Source organism: Pseudomonas sp. KCJK9058 (assembly GCF_046230975.1).
GTDB lineage: Bacteria > Pseudomonadota > Gammaproteobacteria > Pseudomonadales > Pseudomonadaceae > Aquipseudomonas > Aquipseudomonas alloputida.
Genome location: NZ_JBJJLR010000117.1, coordinates 1 through 890, shown reverse-complemented (window position 1 = coordinate 890; position 890 = coordinate 1). Strand labels below are relative to the sequence as shown.

Sequence of the window (890 nt, the reverse complement as noted above, 5' to 3'; positions counted from 1 at the left end):
CTGCGCAACTGGCCGTTGGCTTCGTATTCGTACTTGATCTCGCCGCGTAGCTTGTCGAGGGTACGCACCAGTTCACCGGCTGGGTCGTACTGGTAACGGCGGTGGATCGGGTTGTAGGCGTGCTCGACCAGCAACGAGGTATTGATGCCGGTGTTATGCACTTGCGAGAGCTTGTCGGCCGGCAAGGTCGAGGCAAACTGCCAGGCCTTGCGCCCCATGGCGTCATAACCGAAGCAGCTGGTGAGCTTGCCCTGCGTGCGGTACACCTCGCGGTGCAGGTCATCGCGCTCCATGTCACTGATGACCTGGCCATCCAGGTTCAGCTGGTGCAGGTGGCCGCTGCCGTAGTACAGGTGATTGACCTTACGCCCATCCGGCAGGGTCAGCGTGGTCAGGTTGCTGAGTGGGTCGTACTCGTAGCCGAGCGTGCCGTCAGGGGTGATTTCTTTGGTCAGACGGCCGAGCAGATCGTAGGTGTATTCCAGCTTCTCTTCTGTGATCCCAAGCTGCTTGCCGATCCCGGTCGGTTGCCGCTTGATGCTCAGCAACCGGTCACCGTCGTCGTATGCGAATGTCTGGCTCGCATCACGGTTGATCTTGGCAACCAAACGCCCAATGGCATCACGCTCGAACAGCGTATGGCGCTCGGGCCGCTCGGCATTTTCGCCATAGCCAATCTCATCCAGTCGTGTGAGATGGCCACCGACGTTGTAGCTGAAACGCCGGGTCAGGTTATCCACCCGCACTTCTTCGCTCAGCCGGTCCGAAGCGTCGTAGGCAAAGCTGTACGTGGCGTTGTTCTCGTTGACCAGCGCGGTCAGGCGAATGGCCTTGTCGTACTCATAGCGAACCCGCTGGCCCTTGGCATCCTGGCGGCTGCTCGGCAGGCC

The 890-nt window shown here is 60.6% G+C and carries 1 pseudogene; it reads right to left on the bottom strand.

The features are described from left to right. A pseudogene (locus tag ACK59Z_RS25840) lies at positions 1–890 on the bottom strand (type IV secretion protein Rhs); the annotation flags it as partial.